Origin of the sequence: Micromonospora sp. NBC_01740 (assembly GCF_035920365.1) — a bacterium.
Classification (GTDB): domain Bacteria; phylum Actinomycetota; class Actinomycetes; order Mycobacteriales; family Micromonosporaceae; genus Micromonospora; species Micromonospora reichwaldensis.
Genome location: NZ_CP109150.1, coordinates 5,656,569 through 5,677,188 on the forward strand (window position 1 = coordinate 5,656,569; position 20,620 = coordinate 5,677,188).

Here is a 20,620-nt window from a genome sequence, read left to right on the forward strand (position 1 = left end):
GCCCGCCCCGACGCCGGTACGGCCGCCCGGCCGTCGGGGGCCGCCTTTGCCGGCCGGCGGGTGGTTCGCCTTCCACGCCCATCCAGGACGGCGCGCGGTACGCCACACCGCGTAAGGCGTCCTAGGAGGCTGGGTCATCGGGGGTAGCGTCCCGCGCCGCCCGACGTTTGTCGACCCCCGCCACGGGAACCGGCGTTGCGCCACCAGCGCCGCACGGGACGGGAGCACCGGCATGAGGATCGGCTACAAGCTCGCCTCGGAGGGGTACGGACCGCAGGAGATCATCCGCCAGGCCGTCCGGGCCGAGCAGGCTGGTTTCGACTTCGTCGAGATGAGCGACCACTTCCACCCGTGGCTCGACACGCAGGGGCACTCGTCGTTCACCTGGAGCGTGCTCGGCGCGGTCGCGGCGAAGACCGAACGGATCGGCCTCGCGACGGGGGTGACCTGCCCGACCGTCCGGTACCACCCGGCGATCATCGCGCAGGCCGCGGCGACCCTGGCGCTGATCTCCGACGGCCGGTTCACCCTCGGCGTCGGGGCCGGGGAACGGCTCAACGAGCACGTCGTGGGTCAGGGCTTTCCCAGCGTACGGGGCCGGCACGAGCGGCTCCGCGAGGCGCTGGAGATCATCCGGCTGCTCTGGCAGGGCGGCTACCACTCATTCGAGGGCAAGCACCTGCACCTGGAGGACGCCCGGATCTTCGACCTGCCGGAGACCCCACCGGTGATCGCGGTCGCCGCGAGCGGCCGGTCCTCGGCCACGATGGCGGCGGAACTCGGCGACGGCCTGTTCGTCACCGAGCCGAAGGCGTCGATCGTCGAGCACTACCGGCAGGCCGGTGGCGGCGGTCCCCGCTACGCCGAGGTGCCGATGGCCTGGGCCACCGACGACCAGCAGGCCGTGCGGGCGGTGCTGGAGACCAGCCGGTGGATGGTGACCGGCTGGAAGGTGATGAGCGAGTTGCCGAACCCGGTCAACTTCGACGCCGCCAGCGCGTACGTCGAGGAGCGGCACGTCCGGGAACTGTTCTCCGTCGGGCCGGACCCGGAGGCGCACGTGGCGGCCGTCCGCCCGTACGTCGAGGCCGGCTACGACCACGTGGTGCTGCAGAACGCCGGCCCCGACCCGGACGGCTTCCTCGACTTCTTCGCCGGCGACCTCGCCGCCCGGCTGCGCGCCCTCGGCTGAGCCGTGCGCCGCGCGGGGCGCGTCCGGCACCCTCCGCCGCGATCGCGATGATCGCCGGCGATGCCGGACGCGCCCCGGGCGGGGCGGGCCGTCCCGGCCGGGACGGCCCGCGGCGGGTCACCGGAAACAGTTCGCGACCGGCACCCGGCTGCCCTCGCAGTTGGTCGGCTCGTTGTCGATGATGTCGGTCTCGTCGTCGACCTTGACCTGCGCCTTGTCGACGAGGAGGCCGCTCGGCTTCACGGTGGCGACGTTGCCGGCCACCCTGCTGGAGTACAGGGCGAGCCGGCCCTGCGACGCGAAGACGCCGCCGCCCGTGGACTTCGCACCGACGGCGTGGTTGCGGTGGATCTCGCTGTGGCGCAGCAGGACGTTCGACTTCTGGGCGTGGATGCCGCCGCCGGAGCCGCGCGCCGTGTTGCCCGACACGATGCTGTCGTCGAGCGGGAGCAGGCCCTGGACGGTGGAGATGCCGCCGCCGTTGCCCGTGGCGGTGTTGTCGCGTACCTCCAGGCCGCGCAGGAAGATCAGCGCGTCCGAGTTGGCGATGCCGCCGCCGGTCTGGGCGGTGTTGCCCACCACCTTCGTGTCGGCGACCCGGGTACGGGCCGAGAAGCTGGCGACGCCGCCGCCCTGCGCCGCGTTGTTGCGCGCGAAGGTGCTCGAGTGCACCTCTGCCGCGCCCCGGTAGTTGGCGAAGCCGCCGCCGTACGCGACGGCGCTGTTGCCCCGGAACTGCGAGTTCTCCAGGCTCAGCACGCCACCGTTGAGCAGGCCCCCGCCCTTGCCCGCGGTGCCGGCGGCGTGGTTGTCGACGAACGTGCTCCCGGTGACCACCAGGTGCCCGTCGTTGAAGATCCCGCCCCCGCCCCCCTCCGCCGAGAGGGAGGTGCTGTCGACGATCGTGGTGCGCTCGACCACGGCGGACGCGCCGTGCACGACGTGGATGCTGCCACCCTCGGCGGCGGAGAGGCCGTTGCGGAGTACGACGTCGGAGAGCGTCAGTTCCCCGCCGTCGCGGACGGTGAAGAACCGGAACGCCTCGGCGTGCCCGTTCCGGACGATGGTGGCCCCCTCGCCCCGGACGGAGATCGGGTGGTAGATGACGGGCAGCCCGGCCCGGTCGTGCTTCGGGTTGCGCGGGGGCGCCTCGGCGTCGCCGGGGTTCTCGGCGCTGTCGGCGGTCTCCCGGGCGTCGCGGATCCCGCCGTCGTACTCGTCGGGCTGCTGGAAGGCGTGGGTCAGCTCGTACGTGCACTTCGACGCCAGCCGCAGGTCGGCGCCGCCCTCGGCGTTGGCCCGGACCAGCGCCGAGATCAGCTTCGTCGAGTCGCACGGCACCGCGACCTCCGCGCGGTTCCCCTGGCCCGGCCGTCCGGGGCGGTCGTCCCGCTGCCCGCCGCGCCGCTCCTCGCGCGCCTGGTCACGGTCCTCGACGGCGTCGCCGCGGGGCTCACCGGAGTGGTCGCCGGCCCACCGCGACGGCGACGACGACGACGGCGTCGGCGAGGCGGTCGGCATGTCCCGGTCGGCGGCGAAGGCGGCGCCATCCGTGAGCCCGGCCGCCCCCGCCACCAGGCTGCCCGCCACGAGGCCGCCGGCTAAGAACCACCTCGACCGCCGCCTGAGTGGTGCTGCCCGCCGGCCCCCTTGATACGTCGTCATCAGGCTTCCCTGCCTCTCGTGCATGCGTGCCACGGCCGCGTCGAACGGGACGCGGGGCGGCTGACGTCGCGACAGCCACCGGAGGTCACGATACGGACGAGAATCGGGCAGGTCCGTCAAACGTGAATAAGCGGACTATTCACCTCGGCAGGGGCGAGGGAGCGCAGCGCGGTCAGCCGCCGACGTGGATGCCGGGCCGGCGGGCGGGGTCCGGCTCGGACTTGCGGATGATCTCCCGTACGACGGGCGGGGTGTCGCCGCGGCCGAGGATCAGATAGCGCAGCAGGTGCGCGAGCGGGTTCCCCTCCGACCACTCGAAGTGGGCGTGCGGGCGTACGCCGGTGGCGTCGCGCAGCGCCAGCAGGATCGCCGCGATGGCGTTGGGGACGGCCGGGCTGCCGGCCCGCAGCACCCGGAAGCCACCCACCTCCACGCCGCGCACCCGCAGCACCTGGCTGAAGTCCGACGGGTCGACCACGTCGATCTCCAGGAAGAGGATGTCGCCCTCGCCGGGCACGGGATTCATCGACCGCTGCGCCCGTTCCTTGACCGTGTACTCCTTGACCGCGCCGCCCGCCCGCTTGTGCGCGATGAGGTGCAGTCGGCCGTCGTGCGCCACCGACTCGGCGATGAACCGGCGGGCCGGCTCGTCGAACTCGATCCGGTCCGTGCGCAGCTCGGTGGTCCGGGTCACCCGCGAGACCAGCGAGACGGCCACGATGCCGAGGACGAACAGCGCGGAGATGGCGATGCCGTCCGGCTTCGCGACGACGTTCTCGGCGAGGGCGTACAGCAGGACCAGGGTGAGCACGGCGAAGCCGCCGGCCGCGACGCGTTCCCGGCGGCGGGCTGCGGAGATCGTGACCGCCACGGCGGCGGAGACCATCATCGCGAGGATGCCGGTGGCGTACGCCCCGGCCTGGTCGTTGACGTCGGCCCGGAAGATCAGGGTGATGGCGACGCTGACCACGGTGTAGACGATCACGACCGGCCGCACGGCCCGGGCCCACTCCGGCGCCATCCCGTAGGTGGGCAGGTAGCGGGGCACGATGTTGATCAGGCCGGCCATCGCGGAGGCGCCCGCGAACCAGAGGATCAGCGCACTGCTGACGTCGTAGACGGTGCCGAAGGTCTCGCCGAGGCGCTCGTGGGCGAGGTACGCCAGCGCCCGGCCGTTCGCGGCCCCGCCCGGCCCGAACTCCCGGGCGGGGATCAGCACGGTGGTCACGAGGGTGGTCGAGACCAGGTACACCGACATGACCAGTGCGGCGGTGGTGAGCAGCCGACGGGTGTTGCGGATCCGCGCCGCCAGCCGCGCCTCGCGGTCCGCGCCCCCGCCCGCCACCAGCGGCATCATGCTCACCCCCGTCTCGAAGCCGGACAGCCCCAGCACCAGCAGCGGGAACGCCAGCACGGCGGTCACCGCAACCTCCCCCGGGCCACCACCGACCGTCAGCGCGGCGGTCCAGTCCGACAGCAGCCGCGGGTCCGCCGCGATCCCGGCCAGCCCGTCCGCCACGATCAGCGCGTTCAGGGCCAGGAAGACCGCCACCAGCGGGACGGCCACCGTGACCGCCTCCCGGAAGCCGAGCAGGAACACCCCGCCGAGGACGAGCAGCAGTACGACGGTGACGCCGACGGCCACGCCGGTGCCGCCGACGCTCTCGGGCATGTGCGGGTTCTCCAGCAGGTGCACGGTCGCGTCGGCCGAGGAGAGAGTGATCGTGATGATCCAGGAGGTGGCCACGAAGCCGAGCAGGACCAGCACGAAGATCTTGCCGCGCCAGAACGGCAGCAGCCGCTCCAGCATCGCCACCGAGCCCTGCCCGTGCGGGCTCTCCCGGGCCACCCTGCGGTACATGGGCAGCATGCCGAACAGCGTCAGCGCGACGATGAGCAGGGTGGCCAGTGGGGAGAGCGCCCCGGCGGCCACCGCCGCGATCCCGGGCAGGTACGACAGGGTGGAGAAGTAGTCCACCCCGGTCAGGCACATGACCTGCCACCACGCCCGCGAGCGGGCCTGCCCCTCCGCCGCCTCGGGGCCGACCGGCTGCACCTGGTGCGCGAACAGCCACCGGCGCAGCGGGCTCAGCGGCGCGGCGGGCCGGGCGGGGCTGGCCTGCGCCTCGGGGACGGCGACCGGGCGCCCGGCGCGGTCGCCGGGGCGGGTGGGGTCCCGGGCGGCGCGCAGGTCCCGTGGCGGGCCGGCGGGCGGCGGCCGGCGACCACGCGTGCGCCGCGACCTCGGCCCGTGCTCGTCACGCATGCCCCCTCCCCACCCTCGGCCGTCCTGACCCGACCGTAGGCGGTCGCCGGCCGGCCGCCCGCCCGAACGGTGAAGCCGGGACGGCTCAGTCGCCGTCGCGGGCGGCCAGCACCCGGGCCAGGGCGTCGGGATCGGCCACGGTGACCGTCGCCCCCGGGTGCCGCAGCCACCCGCCGGGCAGCAGGGCGGGCACCGGCTCGGCGAAGCGCAGGCAGAGCCCGGCGGCGGTGCTGCTGGCGAAGGTGACGCCGGCGTCGGCCAGCGAGAGGCGCACGCCGATCCCCCGCCACCAGCGGTACGGCCCGGTGGGCGCGACGCCGACGACGTTGTCCCGGGCGGTGCGCAGTTGCCACGGGCCGAACCGGACCACCAGCTCGGCCCGGTCGACGCCGACCCAGGCGGTTGCCGGCCGGACGCCCACCAGCGCGAGCGCCGGCCGGAAGACCGGGTCGAAGCGGAACGCGAACCGGTGCGCCTCGGCGGTCATCGCGCGCCGCCCCGGGTGGTGGGGCGGGCGTCGCCCGGTCGGGCGGGACGGGGCGGGGCGACGGGCCGGGGACGGGGTCGGGCGGCGGGCCGACGGGCCGGGTGACTCATGGCGCGGGCGTACCCCGTGCGGGCCGGCCGACACCCCCCGGGCCGGCCGACCCGCGAACCCCTCGTCCCCGCTCCGGGCCGCGCGGACCCCCCGGGCCGCGCGGACCGTTCCCCGACCCGGGCCCGCCGCCCCCCGACGACGAGCCCTGGTCCGGCGGGGACGTGTCCCCGCGCTCCGCCGGGTGCCGGGTGCGGAGCGCGGGGACCCCCCGTCACGGCTACTGCAGGAACGCCCCGAGGGGCGAGAGCAGCAACCGACCGAGCGCCGCGGCGGTGTCGTCCAGCCGCGCGCGCTCGCACTCGTGGGCGGCCGGGTCGTGCCGGCACCGCCAGATCTTCTGCGCGTTGCGCCAGGCGACGTCGCGGGTGTACTCGACCAGTTCCCCCTGGTACCAGTCGTCGATGTCGCCGTTGAGCATGTCGATGAGCAGCTGCCACCGCTCCAGGTAGCCGCGCCGCAGACCGGGGATCTTGTCCGCGAAGATCTTGTTGATCTCCAGGTAGTCGCGGTGCTGGTCGGTGCCGTCCACCGGCTCCGACTCCAGGCTGTCGAACGTGGTCACCAACGCGAACGGCAGGTCGAAGTTGATGTGCGCGTTCACCCCGGCGGCCGCCGACGGCAGCGGGCGGGCGTCCGGCCCGCGCATCCGCTGGAACAGGCAGGCCCAGGCCTTCGGCGTACCCGGGCTGGAGTCGGTCCACAGCCGCATCGCGTCGAAGTAGCGGGCCGCGAACTCCACGTCGAGCCGGGACAGGAACACCGGGTCGGAGAACCGGTCGTCGTAGAGCCCGTTCAGCACGCTCTCGGTGATCGTCAGGTACAGCCGGTTGAAGTCGGCCAGCGGGCAGCTCGCCTCCAGCGGAGGCAGCCGGACCAGCATGTCCTGGAGCTTGGTGAGGTGGTCGACCACCGCCGGCACGTCGGCCGGATGGTCGGCGAGCAGATCGACGATGTCCCGATGCACGGGCCCCCACACCGGTTCCGTCATCTCTCCTCCACAGTGGTTCCCCCGGCACCCCCGTGCCGTCGGCGACGCAGCACAGCCTGCCAGCCGGCGATGGCCGGCCGGATCAGTAGAACGACGTATCCGCGCCGCGCGTCAGCCGGGCCGGTTGCGTAGGAAGATCGCGCTGGCCTGCACCCGGGTACGGACCTGGAGCTTGTCGAAGATGTGCGAGACGTGCACGCCGATGGTGCGCTCGCTGATGAACAGCCGCTGGCCGATCTCCCGGTTGGTGAGCCCCTCGGCGACGGCGGCGAGGACCTCCCGCTCCCGGGCCGTCAGCGCCGCCAGCTCGTCGCCGTCCGCCCCGGCGGCCGGAGCGCCGGTGGCCGGACGTTCCTCCAGCGACACCCGCGCCCGGCCGGCGAGGGTACGGATCTCCGAGGTCAGCGGCACCGCGCCGAGCCCCTGCGCCACCTCGTACGCCTGGCGCAGCAGCTTGCCCGCGGTGGCGCTGCGGCTGCGCCGGGCCAGCAGCGCCTCCGCCTGCCGCAGCCGCGAGTAGGCCGCCGGGTAGGGGTGGTGACGGCGGTCCCACTGCGCCACCGAGCGGGCCCACAGCTCCGGGTCGCTGCTCTCCAGGCGGCTCACCTCGGCGGCGCACAGCGCCAGGAAGCCGTCCACCACGTCGCGTACCGGGCGGGCGGCGTGCTCGCTCTTGCGGGCGACCCGGTCGGCCACCTCCCGCAGCCGCCGCACCGCCGTCGGGTCGACGGCCACGGCGCGGCCGGCGTGCGCCTCGGCCTCGGCCCGCAGGCCGTGCCACACCAGCGCGGCGAGGATCCCCACGTCGTCGGAGCGGCTCTCGGTCAGGCCGCGCTGCACCGCCTGCCGGGCCAGGTCGTGCCGGCCCTGCCACATGGCCAGCCCCGCCCGCAGGGTGAGCAGCGGGATCACGTGCCGCGCCCCGCCGCCGGCGAGCATCGTGGCCACCGCGTCCAGGTCGCGGTCGGCGGCCTCGACGTCGCCGTAGCCCACCGACAGCCGGCAGCGTGCCAACAGCAGCTCCACCGCGTCCGCGCCGGAGGGGCGGTGCCGCAACGCCGCCGCGACCACCTTCTCCGCCTCGGCCCACTGCCCGACGCGGAACAGCCCGTTGGTGGCGATGGCCAGCAGCCGGGTCTCGTACGTGCGGCCCAGGCCGAGCTCGGCCATCCGCTCGGCGCCCCGGCGGGCCACCACGACGCCCTCCTCCAGGACGTTCAGCGGGCCGGTCAACAGCTCGGCCAGGTGCAGGTACGCGCACGCCACGTCCTCCGGGCGGCCGGAACGCTCGGCGGTCTCCAGCGCGCGGCGCATCACCGCCAGCCCGGCGTCCGGGTCCTCCAGGTACGCCTCCGAGAAGCCGAGCGCGGCGCTGGCCAGCACCACCTCCGACGTGGAGCCCGGCACCTCGGCGGCCAGCTCCAGCGCCTCCCGGGCCCGCCGGCCGGCGTCGGCGTACCGGCCGAGGTGCAGCAGCAGCTCGGCCAGGTGCGCCGCGGCCGTGGCCCGCTCCCGGGGCGTGCAGTCGGCGGCCTCCAGGGCCAGCTGGTACTCCGCCTCGGCCGGCGCCGAGCGGCCGGCGGCGGCCAGGTAGCGGGCCCGGCGGATGCGCAGCGCGCAGGCCGACGGGTCGGCGTCGGCGGCGGCCAGCTCCTCGATCAGCGTCAGCGCCCGGGCGTGCTCGCCGCAGTGATGGGCGGCCTCGGCGGCGTGCCTGAGCAGCGTGACCCGGTCCACCTCCGGCGGTGCGACGCCCGGCGCGGCGGCCAGCTGCAACGCGACCGACCAGTGCCGGTGCGCCTCGGCCCAGCCGTGCAGCCGCTCGGCCTCCCGGGCCGCGGCCATCGCCGCCGGCAATGCCCGCGCCGGCTCGCCGGCCAGCCGCCAGTGGTGCGCCAGGCGCGCCTGGTGCAGCTCCGCCGGGGCCGCGGTGAGCGCCTCGGCGTAGCGGCGGTGCAGGGCGGCCCGCTCGGCCGTCAGCAGCTCGTGCTCCAGCACCTCGGCGACCAGCCGGTGCCGCAGCCGGTAGCCGTCGTCCGCGCTCACCAGCAGCCGGTGGGCGACCGCCGCCCGGGCCGCCTCGATCAGCTCGTCCTCGGGCAGCCGCACCACCCGGGCCAGCAGCCAGTGCCCCACCGGCTCGACGCCGGCCGCCACCGCGTGCACCACGGCGTGCGCGTGCTGCGGCAGCGCGTCCACCCGGGCCAGGAATATCTCGCGCAGCGTGTCGGAGAGCTCGTCCCGCCCGTCGCGCAGGTCGCGGGCCAGCTCCTCCACCACGAACGGGTTGCCGCCGCTACGCCGCCACACCAGCTCCGCCGCCTCCGGAGTGAGCGCCCGGCCGACCACGGCGGTGGCGAGCCGGTCGGTGCCGGCCCGGTCCAGCGGGGCCAGGTCGAGCACCCGCACCGTACGCAGCCGGCGCAGCTCGGTGAGCACCCGGCGCAGCGGGTGCGCGCCCTGCAACGACTCCGCCCGCACCGCCGCGAGCACCGACAACTGGAGGTCGCCCAACCCGGCCAGCAGGTAGAGCAGCAGCTGGCGGGTGCTGCGGTCGACCCACTGGAGGTCGTCCAGGACGAGCACCAGCGGGCGCCCCTCGGCGATCAGGTGCAGCCCCCGCGAGACCCGCTCCAGGAGCGCCCCGGCGCCGTCCGGGCCGGCGGTCTCCTCGGCGAACACCCCGAGGAGGTCACGGACCGCCGAGGAGGTCCGGGCCTGGGCACCGGTCAGTTCGGCGTCGAGGCGGCGCAGCGCCTGGAGCAGCGGGTGCAGGGGCGAGGCGTCGCCGATGTCCAGACAGGAGCCGGTGAGCACCAGGGCCCCGGCGTCGCGCAGCCGGGTGCCCACCTCGCGCAGCAGCCGGGTCTTGCCGACGCCGCTCTCGCCGGTGAGGAAGACGGCGGCGGTGTTCCCCTGCGTGACGTCGTCGAGCAGCACGGATCGTACCGTCGTCACCAGGTCGGCCCGGCCGACGAGTGGTGCGGTGTCCACGTCGCTGGCCATGGCACGCAGCCTAGTCAAGTGCCCCGCACCGTTCTACGGGTCTTTCGCGCCTGTGGTACTCCTCGCGTCGAGATCGCGACCGACGGTTGCGCAGGGTGGACATACGTCGTTCGGCAGATCCCCCGTCGGCCCATCGGTGACAGTGTCCGAGGCGTCGTCAGCACCGTGGGGAAGGCGGGTGCGATGCCCATGGCCACCATCGTCGCCGGTTCGCAGCGGTCCACCTCGGCAGGCTGGCCGGTACCGGAGGAGAAACGCCTCGTCACCGTGCTGTTCGTCGACATCGTCGGGTCGACCGCGCTCGTCGAGCGGCTCGACCCCGAGGACGTGCGGATCCTGCAACGGGCCTACTTCGACACCGTGGGCGGGGTGCTGCGCCGGTGGCACGGGGTGGTCGAGAAGTACGTCGGCGACGCGGTGATGGCCCTGTTCGGGGCCCGCCGGTCCGACGGCTTCGACGCGTACCGGGCGGTGCGGGCGGCGCTGGAGATCCAGGGGGCCCTCGACCGGCGACCGCCGCCCGGCGCGCCGCGCCTCCGGGTCCGGGCCGGGGTGGCCACCGGTGAGGCGCTGGTGGACCTCGCCGCGGCGCGCGACGGCGGGCACGGCGTCGCCAGCGGCGCGGTGATCACCACCGCCGCGCGGTTGCAGGAGTACGCCCCGCCGGGCGGGGTGGCGCTCTGCGCGGCCACCCACCGCGCCACCGTGGGACTGGTCGACCAGCGCCGCGTACCGCCGGTGGCCCTGGCCGGCAAGGCGCTGCCGGTCGACGTGTGGCACGCCACCGGCACCACCCGACAGGCCCCGACCCGGCACGAGGGGCCGCTGGTCGGGCGGCGACGGGAACTGGCCGCCGCCCGGGACCTGATCGTCCGGGCCGTGCGGGGCCGCGACCCGCGCTGGCTGTCGCTGGTCGGTCCCGCCGGCAGCGGGCGCAGCCGGCTGCTGCACGAACTGACCCGGGCGGTACGGACCGTGGACGGGGTGCCGGTGCGCTGGTGCGTCGCGCACTGCCCGCCGTACCCGCAGCCCCTGGCGCCCGTCGCGGACCTGGTGCGCGGGCTCGCCGGCCTCCGCGCCGGTGAGCCGCCCGCGACGGTACGGCGACGACTCACCGCCGCCCTCACGGACCTGGTGCCGCCCGCCGGCCTGACCGAGGCGGTGTACGCGCTGGAGGCGCTGCTGGGCACGCCGGACGGCTCCGGCGACGCGGCGCGGGGCGCCGAGGTGGCGCGGGAGGCGCTGCTGGGGCTCGCGGCCCGGCAGCCGGTGATGGTGGCGGTGGACGACCTCGACCGGGCCACCGCGACGCTGCACCGCTTCCTGCACCGGCTCTTCGCGGCGGCCACCGCGCGGTCGCTGCCGCTGGTGGTGGTGACCCTGCACCGTGCCGAGTGGACGGGCGCGCTGCCCGGCCCGCGGGACCGTCGGCACCGGTTGGCGGTGCCGCCGCTGCGCCCGGTGGAGACCGGACGGCTGCTGCGGCACCTGCTCGGCCGGGCCGACCGGCCGACGGCGGCGGCGATCACCCGGCTCCTGCCGCTGGTCGGCGGCAACCCGGGGCGGGCCGTCGCGTACGTGGCGTCGCCGGACGCGGCGCGGTCCGTGCCGGAGGCGGTGCGCCGGGAGGTCGACGCCCGGCTGGACCGCCTGGACGGGGCGCGGCGGGCCGTGCTGATGGCCGTCGCGACCGTCGGCGCGGGGATCACCGCCGCGACGGTGGCGCGCCTGCTCGACTGGGCTCCCGGGCGGGCCGCCCCGGTGCTGCGCGCCCTGGCCGCGACGGGTCTGCTGGTCACCCGCCCCGACGGCCGGTACGCCGTCGCCGACGCGGTGGTCCGCGAGGTCGCGTACGCCCGGCTGCCGAGGGCGGCGCGGGCCGCGTTCGCCCGCCGGGCCGGGCGGCCGGCGGAGTCGGACGCCCCTTCGGTGCCCGTGGTCGTGCACGCCCCCACCGCCCAGGTGCCGCCGGTGCCGGCGCGCGCCGACGCCGACCGCCCGGCGGCCCGGAACGCTCGCGGGTCGCACCCGGCACCACTGCGGCGGCCCGCCGCCGCGCCCCGTCTCGCTGCCCCGCCCCGGCCCGCCCGCGCGTTCCAGGTCGCCGACGTGCCCCTGGTCGCCGACGTGCCCCGGGTCGCCGACGTGCCCCGGATCGCGGTGCTGCCGGGGGCGCGTTCCGCGCCCGGTCCGCTGGTCGCCGTCCCCGCGGAACGTGTCGGGGGCGGCCGGGTGGTGGAGCTGCACGGCTGGATCGCGGCCCGCGATCGCCGCCCCTCGGCCGGCCCCGCCCCGTCGACCGCGCGCGACCGCGTCGCCATCGACCTGAAGACCGGCAAGTCCACCGCCGGCACGGCCGACGACCTCGCCGAGCACCCGGCCGGCCCCGCTGCGACGGCAGCCCTCGGGGCGGGCGGTTCGGCGCGGCGGCAGGGGCGCGGGCAGCGGCCGAGGTGGGTCCTGCCGCGCGGCAGGCCGGTCGCGGCGTGAGCGGGCGGTGTGTTGGACGCGGGGAGGGGGCGGCCAGGGGATCTCCCCCACGATCCAAACTAACGGGAATTCGATCCGGGCGGTATCGGGCGACCGACCGAGTGCGCGCCTCGGGGTCGGCTGGCTAGGTTCGCCCGATGCCTGTCGAAGAGATCACCGCCTCCGCCGCCGGTACCTGGACGCTCGGCGACCGGACCGTGCACCGGATGGGGTTCGGCTCCATGCGGCTCACCGTCGACCCGGACCGGGCGCGCGCCGTCCGCGTCCTGCGCCGGGCCGTCGAGCTGGGCGTCAACCACATCGACACCGCCGCCTTCTACGTCTCGCCGGGCGGGCCGCTCGGCGTCGGCACCGGCTCGCCCCGGTACGCGACCGACCTGATCCGCGAGGCCCTCGCGCCGTACCCGGACGACCTGGTCGTCACCACCAAGGTCGGGCCGTCCTTCGACGAGGCGACCGGGCACCGGGAACTGGGCCCGGCGGAGCTGCGCCGGGAGGTGGAGGAGAACCTGCGCCGCCTGGGCCGGGACCACCTGGACGTGGTGAACCTGCGGATCGTCCGGCGACCCGGGCGGGACTCGGTGGCGGAGCGGTTCGCCGCCCTGGCCGAGCTGCGCGACGCCGGGCTGATCCGGCATCTCGGCCTGTCCAACGTGCGGGTGGATCACCTGGACGAGGTGCGGGACATCGCGCCGGTGGTGTGCGTGCAGAACGCGTACGCCCTCGACGTGAACCGGTGGGCCGACGAGCTGCTGCGGGTCTGCGGCGAGCGGGGGATCGCCTTCGTGCCGTTCTTCGCGATCGCGGGCGCCGGGCGGGAGTCGGGCGCGGGCGACGACCACGACGAGGCCGTACGGGCGGTGGCGCGCGCGCACGGCGCGACCCCGCACCAGATCCGCCTGGCCTGGACGCTGCACCAGGGGCCGCACGTGCTGGCCATCCCCGGCACCGGCGACCCGGCGCACCTGGCGCAGAACGTGGCGGCCGGGGCGATCCGGCTCACCCCCGAGGACCTGGCCCGCCTCCGCTGACCGCGGGCGCCCCGCCCGCGCGGCATGGTGGCGCGTCAGCGACCGTCGAGGAAGGCGACCGCCCGCTCCCACGTCCGGCTGGCGGCCGCCGGGTCGTGGTCGGGCAGGTCGGGATCGGTGTAGAGGTGACCGACGCCGGGATAGCGGTGGACGCTCAGCTCCGCGCCCGCGCCGGTGATCGCCCGCTGCCACCGGCCGAGCTCGGGCTCCGGGGGGTATTCGTCCGGGTCGGCCATGTGCAGCTGCACCGGCAGGCCCGGACGGACCGCCTCCGGCGCACCGCCGGCGCCGTGCAACAGCAACAGCGCGGCGGCGGCGGGGCGCTCGGCCAGCAGCGCGCCGGCCACTGCGGCCCCCATGGAGAACCCCGCCAGCACCGCCTCGGGCGGCGCCTCGTGCAGCGCCGCCCTGGCCCGGCCCATCACGGCCACCTCGCCGACCTCGCCGAGCAGGGCGAAGCCCGCCTCGATCGTGTCGACGGCCGGCGCGCCGTAGAGGTCGGGGGTGACGACGTGGTGGCCGGCGGCGCGCAGCCGGTCGGCGGCCGTCAACACGGCGGGTCGCAGCCCGTAGGCGGAATGAAACAGCACGACGTGTCCCATCGGGACATTCTGTCTGACGAATGCGACGGGGCCGGGCCGCCGCGCTGACCCGCCGCCGACGCGAGGCCGGGTCAGCCCAGCGATTCCAGTCGCCGCACCAGCTCGCCCGGCGCCGGCATGGCGGCGATCTCGGCGCTGACCTGCCGCGCCGCGTCGCGCAGCGCGGTGTCGGTGACGAGCCGGGTCAGGGTGTCGGCGGTGATGTCGCGGGTGCGGGCGGCGATGCCGGCCCCGCGCGCGGCCACCAGCTCGGCGTTGTGCCGCCGGTCGCCCGCCCCGACGGTGGCCAGCTGCGGCACCCCGGCGATCAGCGCGCTCAGGACGCTGCCCGCGCCGCCGTGGTGGACCAGCGCCGCGCTCGCCGGCAGGGCCGCGGGGACCGGGATCCAGTCGACCGTACGCACGTTGCCGGGCAGCGCCCGGCGGGCCAGCCGCGCCTCCGGGCGGACCAGTACGAACTCGGCGTCGACCCGGTCGGCGACGGCGACGACGGCCGGCATCGGTCCGGCGCTGCCGGGGCCGGCGATGGTGCTGCGGCTGACCAGCACCCGGGGCCGCTCCCCCGGCTCGCGAAGCCAGTCCGGCAGCTCGCCGCCCGCCTCGGTGGCGTAGCGCATCGGCCAGCCGTCCTGACGCAGCACGCTGGGCGGGGCGACGGCGATCGCGGCGGCCGGCGGCGGCAGCTCGGTCAGGCCGTGCCGGCGCAGCGCCGGCCCCAGCCCCGCCAGGGTCGCCCGGGCCAGCTCGCGGCCGTCGAAGAGGGCGTTCTCCTGGCGTACGGCGGGCACGCCGAGCGTCGCGGCGGCGAGGGCGCCGGCCACCGCGAACGGCTCGTGGACCACCAGGTCGGGTCGCCACTGCCCGGCGAGGGCGACCACCCCGTCGGCGAGCTGGTCGTTGACCGCGCCGAAGAGCAGCCCCGCGCCCCGGGTGCCGGCGGTGCCGGCCAGTTCGGCCCGTGCGGTCAGCGGGTGGCGCAGCAGTACGCGGCGGGCGATGCGCCCGAAGTCGAACGCGGGCGCGACGTCGCGCGCCGGCAGTCCGGGGCGCATCGCCCGCAGCCCGTCGGCGGCGGTGGCGACGAGCACCTCGTGGCCGGCGTCGCGCAGTGCGGCGGCCAGCGGCAGCAGCGGAGCGACGTGCCCGATCAACGGCGCGGAGACCACCAGTACTCGCACCGCGCCGATGCTAGCCGCGGCGGAGCCTGTCATGGGGGCACCGGGAGACGCGGCCCGGACGGCGGCGGGTCAGCCGGCGGTCGGGGGCAGGGTGCGGCTGCGGCCCCGGAACTCGGCCACCACCGCGCCGTCGTCCCGGGTCACGGTGACGTCGTAGATGCCGCTGCGGCCGTACCGGGTGCGCTCGGTGGCGTGCGCCGTCAGCAGGTCACCCTCGTGGGCGGGACGGACGAAGCTGATCTCGCCGCCGGCGGCGACGGTGGCCGGGCCGTGGCTGTTGCAGGCCAGCGCGAAGGCGGTGTCGGCGAGCAGGAACACGAACCCGCCGTGGGCGATGGCGTGGCCGTTGACCATCGCGGCGGTCACCCGCATCCGGGCCACCGCCGCGCCGCCGGCGGCCTCCACCAGCTCGATGCCGAGGCCCCGGCTGGCGACGTCGGCGGCGAACATGGCGTACGCGGCGTCGCGCCCGGCCCCCTCAGCCGTCCCGCCGTCGCTCGACGATCGCCCCGTCCCGCCCATCGACCGCTCCACGCCTGTTTCGGGGCGGCCCCCTCGACCGCCGGTCCCGGTACCGTACGCCGGCCCGCGCGCCCGGGACCAACGCACCCGGCAGGGGCCCTCCGGCTCCGGGTCGCGTCGCGCTCTCCTGGTCGCAGTGGTGGGATCTGGCGGGGCGGCCCCGACGCTGCCGTCCTGCGCTGACGCGCCCGGGACGACGCCCCGACGACCGCCGCGACGGACGCTAGGCTGGCGGGCGCGCGCCGAGGTCACGCCCTGTGGCACCGGCGGGGAGGGCGAGGTGACCGGACCGGATCCGCGGGTCGACCCCGACGTCGACCTGCGTGTACCCGCCGACCGGGGCGAGCTGGCCACCCGCCCCGGCGCGGTGCTCGGGTCCGTCGCGGCCGGCGGCGCGCTCGGCGCCCTGGCCAGGGCCGGTCTCCAGCACGCCGTCCCGCACGGCCCGACGGGCTTCCCGTGGGCGACCTTCGCCGTCAACCTGACCGGGTGCCTGCTGATCGGTGTCCTGATGGCGGCGCTGGAGCGCTCCGGTGGCCGCCGACCGCTGCTGCGCCCGTTCCTCGGCGTGGGCGTCCTCGGCGGCTACACCACCTTCGCCACGTACGCCGTGGACGTCCGCCTGGCGCTCGACGCCGGCGCCCCGGAGGTCGCCCTGGGCTACCTGGCCGCCACCTCGCTCGGGGCGCTGGTCGCGGTCTGGCTCGGCGACGCCGTCGCCGGCCGGCTGCTCGACGCCGCGCGCCACGGCCAGCCGCAGCGCGGGACCGGCCGGTGACCGTCCTGCTGATCGCGCTCGGCGCGGCCGTCGGCGCGCCCCTGCGCTACCTCACCGACCGGGCGGTGCAGGCCCGGCTCGGCAGCGCCTACCCGTGGGGCACGCTGACCGTCAACGTCACCGGGTCGCTGTTGCTCGGTCTCCTGGCCGGGCTGCCCGTCGGGCCGACCGCCGGCGCCCTGCTCGGCACCGGCTTCTGCGGCGCGCTGACCACGTACTCCACGTTCGGGTACGAGACGCTGCGGCTGGCGCGCCGGGGCCGGCGGTTCCTCGCGCTGGTCAACGTGCTGTCCAGCGTGGCCGCCGGCCTCGGCGCCGCCACCGTCGGCTTCGCCCTGGCCCGGGCCGTCGCCGGCTGAACGGGCGGTTCCGCAGGGGGTCCAGCAGGCGGTCCAGCGGGCGGTTCAGCGGGCGTGGCGCTCCGGGTGGGCCCGGTTCCACGCCCGCATCCGCTCCGGGTAGCCGGTGCGGGCAGCCTCGTACAGCGGCACCGCGTGCTTGCGGGCGATGGAGCCGGCGGCGCGCGGCGAGCCGGTGCGACGGCGGATCCACTCGCCGTCGTGGGCGATGGCGACCACGGTGGTGTCGGTCGCCGTGGTCTCCGGTTCCAGGTAGAACTCCACGCCCCGGCGGCTGGCCACGAACGCCTCCAGCGCGGCCAGGTCCTCCCGGGTCGCCTCGCGGTCGAGCTTCGTCGGGGTCGCGTCGGCGGCGCGCGGCCGCCGGTTGAACCAGCCCATGCCCGGCTCCTCTCCTCGGCGTCTCCCCAGTGCAGCACCGCCACCTGGCAATCCCCTGCGCCGCACCTGGGAGCCCCCTGCGCGGGCCGGTCGTCGCCGCGCGGGCCGGTCGTCGCCGCGCGGGCCGGTCGTCGCCGCGCGGACCCGCCCCCGGCGGGGCGGCGGACGAGCATGGCCCGGGTAACCGCTCAGCGAGCCGGTGGGCGGGTGGCCGGCACCAGGGCGAGGGTGGGCAGCAGCAACAGTGGCACGACGAGCAGGGCCCGCAGGGTGCCGACCCGGTCGCCGAGCAGGCCGAGCAGCGGGGGGCCGGCGAGGAACGCCGTGTAGCCGATCACGGCGACCACGCTGACCCGGGCCGGCGCCCGCCGCTCGTCGTCGGCCGCCGCGCTCATCCCCACCGGGAAGCCCAGCGACGCGCCGAGCCCCCAGAGCGCGACGCCGGCGATCGCCACCGGCCCGGAGTCGGCGAGCACCGCGACGCCCGCGCCGAGCGTGGCGAGCAGGATCGTGGTGGACAGGACGGGCACCCGGCCCCACCGGTCCAGCGCGACGGTGCCTGCCGTGCGGCCCAGGGTCATGCCGACGACGAAGACGCCGAAGACCGCGGCCCCGGCCGCCTCGCTGAGGCCGTGGCCGTCGATGAAGGCGACCGCCAGCCAGTCGCTGGCGCTGCCCTCGGCGAACGCCGACACCAGCACCAGCAGGCCGACGAGCAGGGTGCGGGGCTCCCGCCAGGCGGCGAGCAGTTCGCGACGACGCTCGGCCGGAGCCGCCGACGCGGAGGCGGTGCCGCTCTCGGCCACCGGCAGGAACGACCGGACGGCCAGCAGCGTGCCGAGCAGCACCACCGCGGCCAGCGCGGCGAGGTGCACGGCGACCGGCACGCCGAGGCGGGCCGCCCCGGCGCCGAGCCCGGCCCCGGCCACGGACCCGAGGCTCCACGCCGCGTGGAAGCGGGGCATGACCGTACGCCCCAGCCGCCGCTCGACCGCCGCGCCCTCGACGTTCATCGCCACGTCGCAGAGGCCGGAGCCGTAGCCGAGGGCACACAGGCCCACCGCGACCCCGGCCAGGGAGCCGGCCACGGCGGCGACCCCGGTCACCGTCAGCCCGGCCGCGAGGAGCGTGGTGGAGAGCGCGACCGTGCGGGCCGCCCCGAGCCGCTGGGCCACCAGGCCGGCGGTGGGCATCGCGAGCAGCGCGCCGACGGACATGGCCAGCAGCAGCAGCCCGAGCCGGCCCGCGCTGAGCCCGAGCGCGTCCCGGGCGGCGGGCACCCGGGAGAACCAGGTGGCCACGGCCAGGCCGTTGAGCGCGAAGACCACGGCCACGCCGGTACGGGCGGCCAGCACCGCCCGGGGCACGGCCGGGCGCGGCACGACGGGCGGGGCGACGGTGCGGCTCACGTGGCGGTCCTCTCGCCTCGGGTGGTCTACCGCCCCGATCCCACACCTGAGAGCGCTCTCAGGACAACCCGGTCCCACCCCTTACCGTGGACGCGCCGGAGGGGGATGATTCGGTCGACCGTCCACGCCGCGACGGCCGACAACGGGGAGGACCGGAATGGCGACGACACACCGACCACCGACCCTGGAGGACGTCGCCCGGGCGGCGGGCGTCTCCCGGGCCACCGCCTCGCGGGTGATCGCCGGCACCGGCTACGCCTCCCCCGCCGCCCGCGAGCGGGTGAACGTCGCCGCCGACCGGCTCGGCTACGCGCCGAACCCGGCCGCCCGCGCGCTCGTCCAGGGCACCGGGTTCCGGCTGGTGGTGGCGGTGACCGGCACCGCCGCGACGGTCCTCGACGACCCGTACGTCCACCGGGTGCTCGGCGCGTGCGCCCGGGTCTGCGCGCCGCACGGACTCGGGGTGGCGCTGCACTGGCTGCCCACCCGGTCGCCGGGCGAGGTGCGCCGGCTGGCCGGGGACCGCAGCGTCGGCGGGGTCGTCCTGATCAACACCACCGAGGGGGTGCTGGACGCGATCCCGGCGAGGCTGCGCGGTCGGGTGGCCTCGATCGGCATCGGCTCCCCCCTCGTCCCGGCCTTCGACGTGGACAACGGCGGCGGCACCGAGGCCGTCGTCCGGCACCTGTACGCCACCGGGCGCCGCCGCATCGCCATGGTGACCGGGCCTCGCTGGCTGTCCTGCGCCGGCCGGTCGGTCGGCGCGTACCGGCGGATCGTGCGCGACGCCGCCCTGCCGGAGCGGCTGGTGCCGGGCGACTTCAGCGCGGACCGCGGCCGGGCGGCGGCCCGGGAGGTGCTGGAGCGCTGGCCGGACACGGACGCGATCGTCGGCAGCAGCGACGCGACCGCGCTCGGGGTGATCGACCGGCTGCGCGGCGACGGCGTCCAGGTGCCCGGGGACGTCGCGGTCACCGGCTTCGACGACATCCCGCTCGCCGCGATGACCACCCCCGCACTGACCACGGCGACGCATCCGGTGACGCAGATCGCCACGGCGGCGGCGACGGCCGTGCTGGGCGGGCGACCGGTGCCGCCGGCGACGATGTTCCCGTCCCGGCTGGTCCGCCGCGTCAGTGGATGAGCCGGCCCCCGGCCGCAACCGCGCCGGCGGGACCCGCCGATGGACGACCGCGCCCCTCGCCGACCGCCCGGTGGCGGGCCGCACCGCTCGCCGAGCACGCCCGCGGCCGGTCGCGCCGCTCGCTGATCACGCCCATGACGGGACGCGCCGGTGGGATTGCGCGTCGGGCTGGCGGGTAACCGCCGGCGCATGCCCGCCCAGGACGAGGAGCGGTGATCCGGTGACCGAGCCCGCGCCCCCGCACCGGCAGCCGGCGGAGAACCCCCGGCACGGCCGGCTCGCCGCACGTCCGGCGCCGCCGACCGCCCTGGCCGCCGCCGGGCTGGCGTCGCTGACCGACCCGCGGGGCGCCGCGCTGGCGATGGTGTACGCCCCCGAGCCGGTCGACGGGCCGCCGTACCGGCTGGTGCTGCTCCTGCACGGGGCCGGCGGCTCGGCCCGGCAGGGGCTGGACCTGCTGCTACCGGAAGCCGACGCGCACCGGCTGCTGCTGGTCGCCCCGCAGGCGGTGGCGAGCAGCTGGGACCTGATCGGCGGCGAGGGCTTCGGCACGGACGTACGGCGCATCGACGGCCTGCTGGCCATGGCCTTCGCCGGCTACCCCGTGGCGCGGGTGGCGTTCGGCGGGTTCTCCGACGGCGCCTCGTACGCCCTCTCCCTGGGCCTGACCAACGGCGACCTGGTCGACGCGGTGCTGGCCTTCTCCCCCGGCTTCGCCGCGCCGCTGGTGACCCACGGCCGGCCCCGGGTCTACGTCTCGCACGGCACGCGGGACCCCGTCCTGCCGGTGGACGTGTGCAGCCGTCGCCTGGTCCCCCGCCTGCGCTCGCTCGGCTACGACGTCACCTACGACGAGTTCCCGGGCCCCCACGAGATCCCCGCCCCCATCCGCACCCGCGCCACGACCTGGCTGACCACCTGACCCCACCCCACCCCGCCCGCCCCCGCCCCCGCCCCCGCTGCCGCTGCCGCTGCCGCTGCCGCTGCCGATCATGCAGTTCTGGTGGGCAA

Annotated in this window: 17 protein-coding genes; 7 read left to right on the forward strand and 10 right to left on the reverse strand. The window is 76.7% G+C overall.

The window, feature by feature from the left end:
* Window positions 1-232: 232 nt before the first annotated feature.
* Window positions 233-1,192 (forward strand): TIGR03557 family F420-dependent LLM class oxidoreductase, encoded by a 960-nt coding sequence (locus tag OG989_RS25060; RefSeq protein WP_151457428.1) that lies wholly within the window; start codon window positions 233-235, stop codon window positions 1,190-1,192.
* A 117-nt stretch (window positions 1,193-1,309) separates the two neighbouring features.
* Here the strand turns inward: OG989_RS25060 and OG989_RS25065 are convergent, their stop codons facing one another.
* The 5 genes from OG989_RS25065 to OG989_RS25085 form a co-directional block, all read right to left on the reverse strand.
* Window positions 1,310-2,857 carry a hypothetical protein gene (locus tag OG989_RS25065; protein ID WP_327028667.1) on the reverse strand — a complete coding sequence of 516 codons (1,548 nt, stop codon included), beginning with the start codon at window positions 2,855-2,857 and terminating at the stop codon, window positions 1,310-1,312.
* A 172-nt stretch (window positions 2,858-3,029) separates the two neighbouring features.
* Window positions 3,030-5,123 (reverse strand): amino acid transporter, encoded by a 2,094-nt coding sequence (locus OG989_RS25070; protein ID WP_327028668.1) that lies wholly within the window; start codon window positions 5,121-5,123, stop codon window positions 3,030-3,032.
* A gap of 85 nt (window positions 5,124-5,208) precedes the next feature.
* The gene (locus OG989_RS25075) at window positions 5,209-5,610 is read right to left on the reverse strand and encodes a hypothetical protein (RefSeq protein ID WP_151457883.1); all 402 of its coding nucleotides are present in this window, start codon (window positions 5,608-5,610) and stop codon (window positions 5,209-5,211) included.
* Between the two features lie 328 nt (window positions 5,611-5,938).
* On the reverse strand, window positions 5,939-6,709 hold the full coding sequence (locus OG989_RS25080; protein ID WP_132234756.1) for a DUF5995 family protein: 771 nt from the start codon (window positions 6,707-6,709) through the stop codon (window positions 5,939-5,941).
* Between the two features lie 111 nt (window positions 6,710-6,820).
* On the reverse strand, window positions 6,821-9,715 hold the full coding sequence (locus OG989_RS25085) for a helix-turn-helix transcriptional regulator (RefSeq protein ID WP_327028669.1): 2,895 nt from the start codon (window positions 9,713-9,715) through the stop codon (window positions 6,821-6,823).
* Window positions 9,716-9,898: 183 nt separating this feature from the next.
* Between OG989_RS25085 and OG989_RS25090 the strand changes: the two genes are divergently transcribed.
* Both OG989_RS25090 and OG989_RS25095 read left to right on the forward strand, forming a co-directional pair.
* Entirely contained in the window at window positions 9,899-12,205 is a 2,307-nt protein-coding gene (locus tag OG989_RS25090) for an AAA family ATPase (protein ID WP_327028671.1), read from the forward strand.
* 137 nt (window positions 12,206-12,342) lie between these two features.
* On the forward strand, window positions 12,343-13,236 hold the full coding sequence (locus OG989_RS25095; RefSeq protein WP_327028672.1) for an aldo/keto reductase: 894 nt from the start codon (window positions 12,343-12,345) through the stop codon (window positions 13,234-13,236).
* A 35-nt stretch (window positions 13,237-13,271) separates the two neighbouring features.
* Here OG989_RS25095 and OG989_RS25100 read toward each other — a convergent pair whose 3' ends face one another.
* From OG989_RS25100 to paaI, 3 genes are all read right to left on the reverse strand, one after another.
* The gene (locus tag OG989_RS25100; protein WP_151457123.1) at window positions 13,272-13,838 is read right to left on the reverse strand and encodes a dienelactone hydrolase family protein; all 567 of its coding nucleotides are present in this window, start codon (window positions 13,836-13,838) and stop codon (window positions 13,272-13,274) included.
* Window positions 13,839-13,909: 71 nt separating this feature from the next.
* The gene (locus tag OG989_RS25105; protein WP_327028673.1) at window positions 13,910-15,016 is read right to left on the reverse strand and encodes a nucleotide disphospho-sugar-binding domain-containing protein; all 1,107 of its coding nucleotides are present in this window, start codon (window positions 15,014-15,016) and stop codon (window positions 13,910-13,912) included.
* A 69-nt stretch (window positions 15,017-15,085) separates the two neighbouring features.
* Window positions 15,086-15,538 carry a hydroxyphenylacetyl-CoA thioesterase PaaI gene (gene paaI, locus OG989_RS25110; RefSeq protein ID WP_327028674.1) on the reverse strand — a complete coding sequence of 151 codons (453 nt, stop codon included), beginning with the start codon at window positions 15,536-15,538 and terminating at the stop codon, window positions 15,086-15,088.
* Between the two features lie 280 nt (window positions 15,539-15,818).
* Here paaI and OG989_RS25115 point away from each other — a divergent pair, with 280 nt between their 5' ends.
* Together OG989_RS25115 and crcB are read left to right on the forward strand one after the other, a co-directional pair.
* Complete coding sequence (locus tag OG989_RS25115; RefSeq protein WP_327028675.1) at window positions 15,819-16,316, forward strand: fluoride efflux transporter FluC; 498 nt, start codon at window positions 15,819-15,821, stop codon at window positions 16,314-16,316.
* Window positions 16,313-16,675, forward strand: a complete 363-nt coding sequence (gene crcB, locus OG989_RS25120; RefSeq protein WP_132234770.1) for a fluoride efflux transporter CrcB — start codon at window positions 16,313-16,315, stop codon at window positions 16,673-16,675. The genes OG989_RS25115 and crcB overlap by 4 nt, the downstream gene beginning before the upstream one ends.
* 45 nt (window positions 16,676-16,720) lie before the next feature.
* Here the strand turns inward: crcB and OG989_RS25125 are convergent, their stop codons facing one another.
* Together OG989_RS25125 and OG989_RS25130 are read right to left on the reverse strand one after the other, a co-directional pair.
* Window positions 16,721-17,056 carry a hypothetical protein gene (locus tag OG989_RS25125; RefSeq protein ID WP_132234772.1) on the reverse strand — a complete coding sequence of 112 codons (336 nt, stop codon included), beginning with the start codon at window positions 17,054-17,056 and terminating at the stop codon, window positions 16,721-16,723.
* Window positions 17,057-17,244: 188 nt separating this feature from the next.
* On the reverse strand, window positions 17,245-18,465 hold the full coding sequence (locus tag OG989_RS25130; protein ID WP_327028676.1) for an MFS transporter: 1,221 nt from the start codon (window positions 18,463-18,465) through the stop codon (window positions 17,245-17,247).
* Window positions 18,466-18,622: 157 nt separating this feature from the next.
* On the opposite strand from OG989_RS25130, the gene OG989_RS25135 reads away from it, so the two are divergent.
* Both OG989_RS25135 and OG989_RS25140 read left to right on the forward strand, forming a co-directional pair.
* Window positions 18,623-19,609 (forward strand): LacI family DNA-binding transcriptional regulator, encoded by a 987-nt coding sequence (locus tag OG989_RS25135; protein WP_327028677.1) that lies wholly within the window; start codon window positions 18,623-18,625, stop codon window positions 19,607-19,609.
* Window positions 19,610-19,829: 220 nt separating this feature from the next.
* Entirely contained in the window at window positions 19,830-20,531 is a 702-nt protein-coding gene (locus tag OG989_RS25140; protein ID WP_327028678.1) for an alpha/beta hydrolase, read from the forward strand.
* The last annotated feature ends 89 nt before the right edge of the window (window positions 20,532-20,620 follow it).

Coding starts and splice junctions, on each gene's coding strand:
- OG989_RS25060 (WP_151457428.1), top strand. CDS start 233: ATGAGGATCGGCTACAAGCTCGCCTCGGAGGGGTACGGACCGCAGGAG.
- OG989_RS25065 (WP_327028667.1), bottom strand. CDS start 2,857: ATGACGACGTATCAAGGGGGCCGGCGGGCAGCACCACTCAGGCGGCGG.
- OG989_RS25070 (WP_327028668.1), bottom strand. CDS start 5,123: ATGCGTGACGAGCACGGGCCGAGGTCGCGGCGCACGCGTGGTCGCCGG.
- OG989_RS25075 (WP_151457883.1), bottom strand. CDS start 5,610: ATGACCGCCGAGGCGCACCGGTTCGCGTTCCGCTTCGACCCGGTCTTC.
- OG989_RS25080 (WP_132234756.1), bottom strand. CDS start 6,709: ATGACGGAACCGGTGTGGGGGCCCGTGCATCGGGACATCGTCGATCTG.
- OG989_RS25085 (WP_327028669.1), bottom strand. CDS start 9,715: ATGGCCAGCGACGTGGACACCGCACCACTCGTCGGCCGGGCCGACCTG.
- OG989_RS25090 (WP_327028671.1), top strand. CDS start 9,899: ATGCCCATGGCCACCATCGTCGCCGGTTCGCAGCGGTCCACCTCGGCA.
- OG989_RS25095 (WP_327028672.1), top strand. CDS start 12,343: ATGCCTGTCGAAGAGATCACCGCCTCCGCCGCCGGTACCTGGACGCTC.
- OG989_RS25100 (WP_151457123.1), bottom strand. CDS start 13,838: ATGGGACACGTCGTGCTGTTTCATTCCGCCTACGGGCTGCGACCCGCC.
- paaI (WP_327028674.1), bottom strand. CDS start 15,538: ATGGGCGGGACGGGGCGATCGTCGAGCGACGGCGGGACGGCTGAGGGG.
- OG989_RS25125 (WP_132234772.1), bottom strand. CDS start 17,056: ATGGGCTGGTTCAACCGGCGGCCGCGCGCCGCCGACGCGACCCCGACG.
- OG989_RS25135 (WP_327028677.1), top strand. CDS start 18,623: ATGGCGACGACACACCGACCACCGACCCTGGAGGACGTCGCCCGGGCG.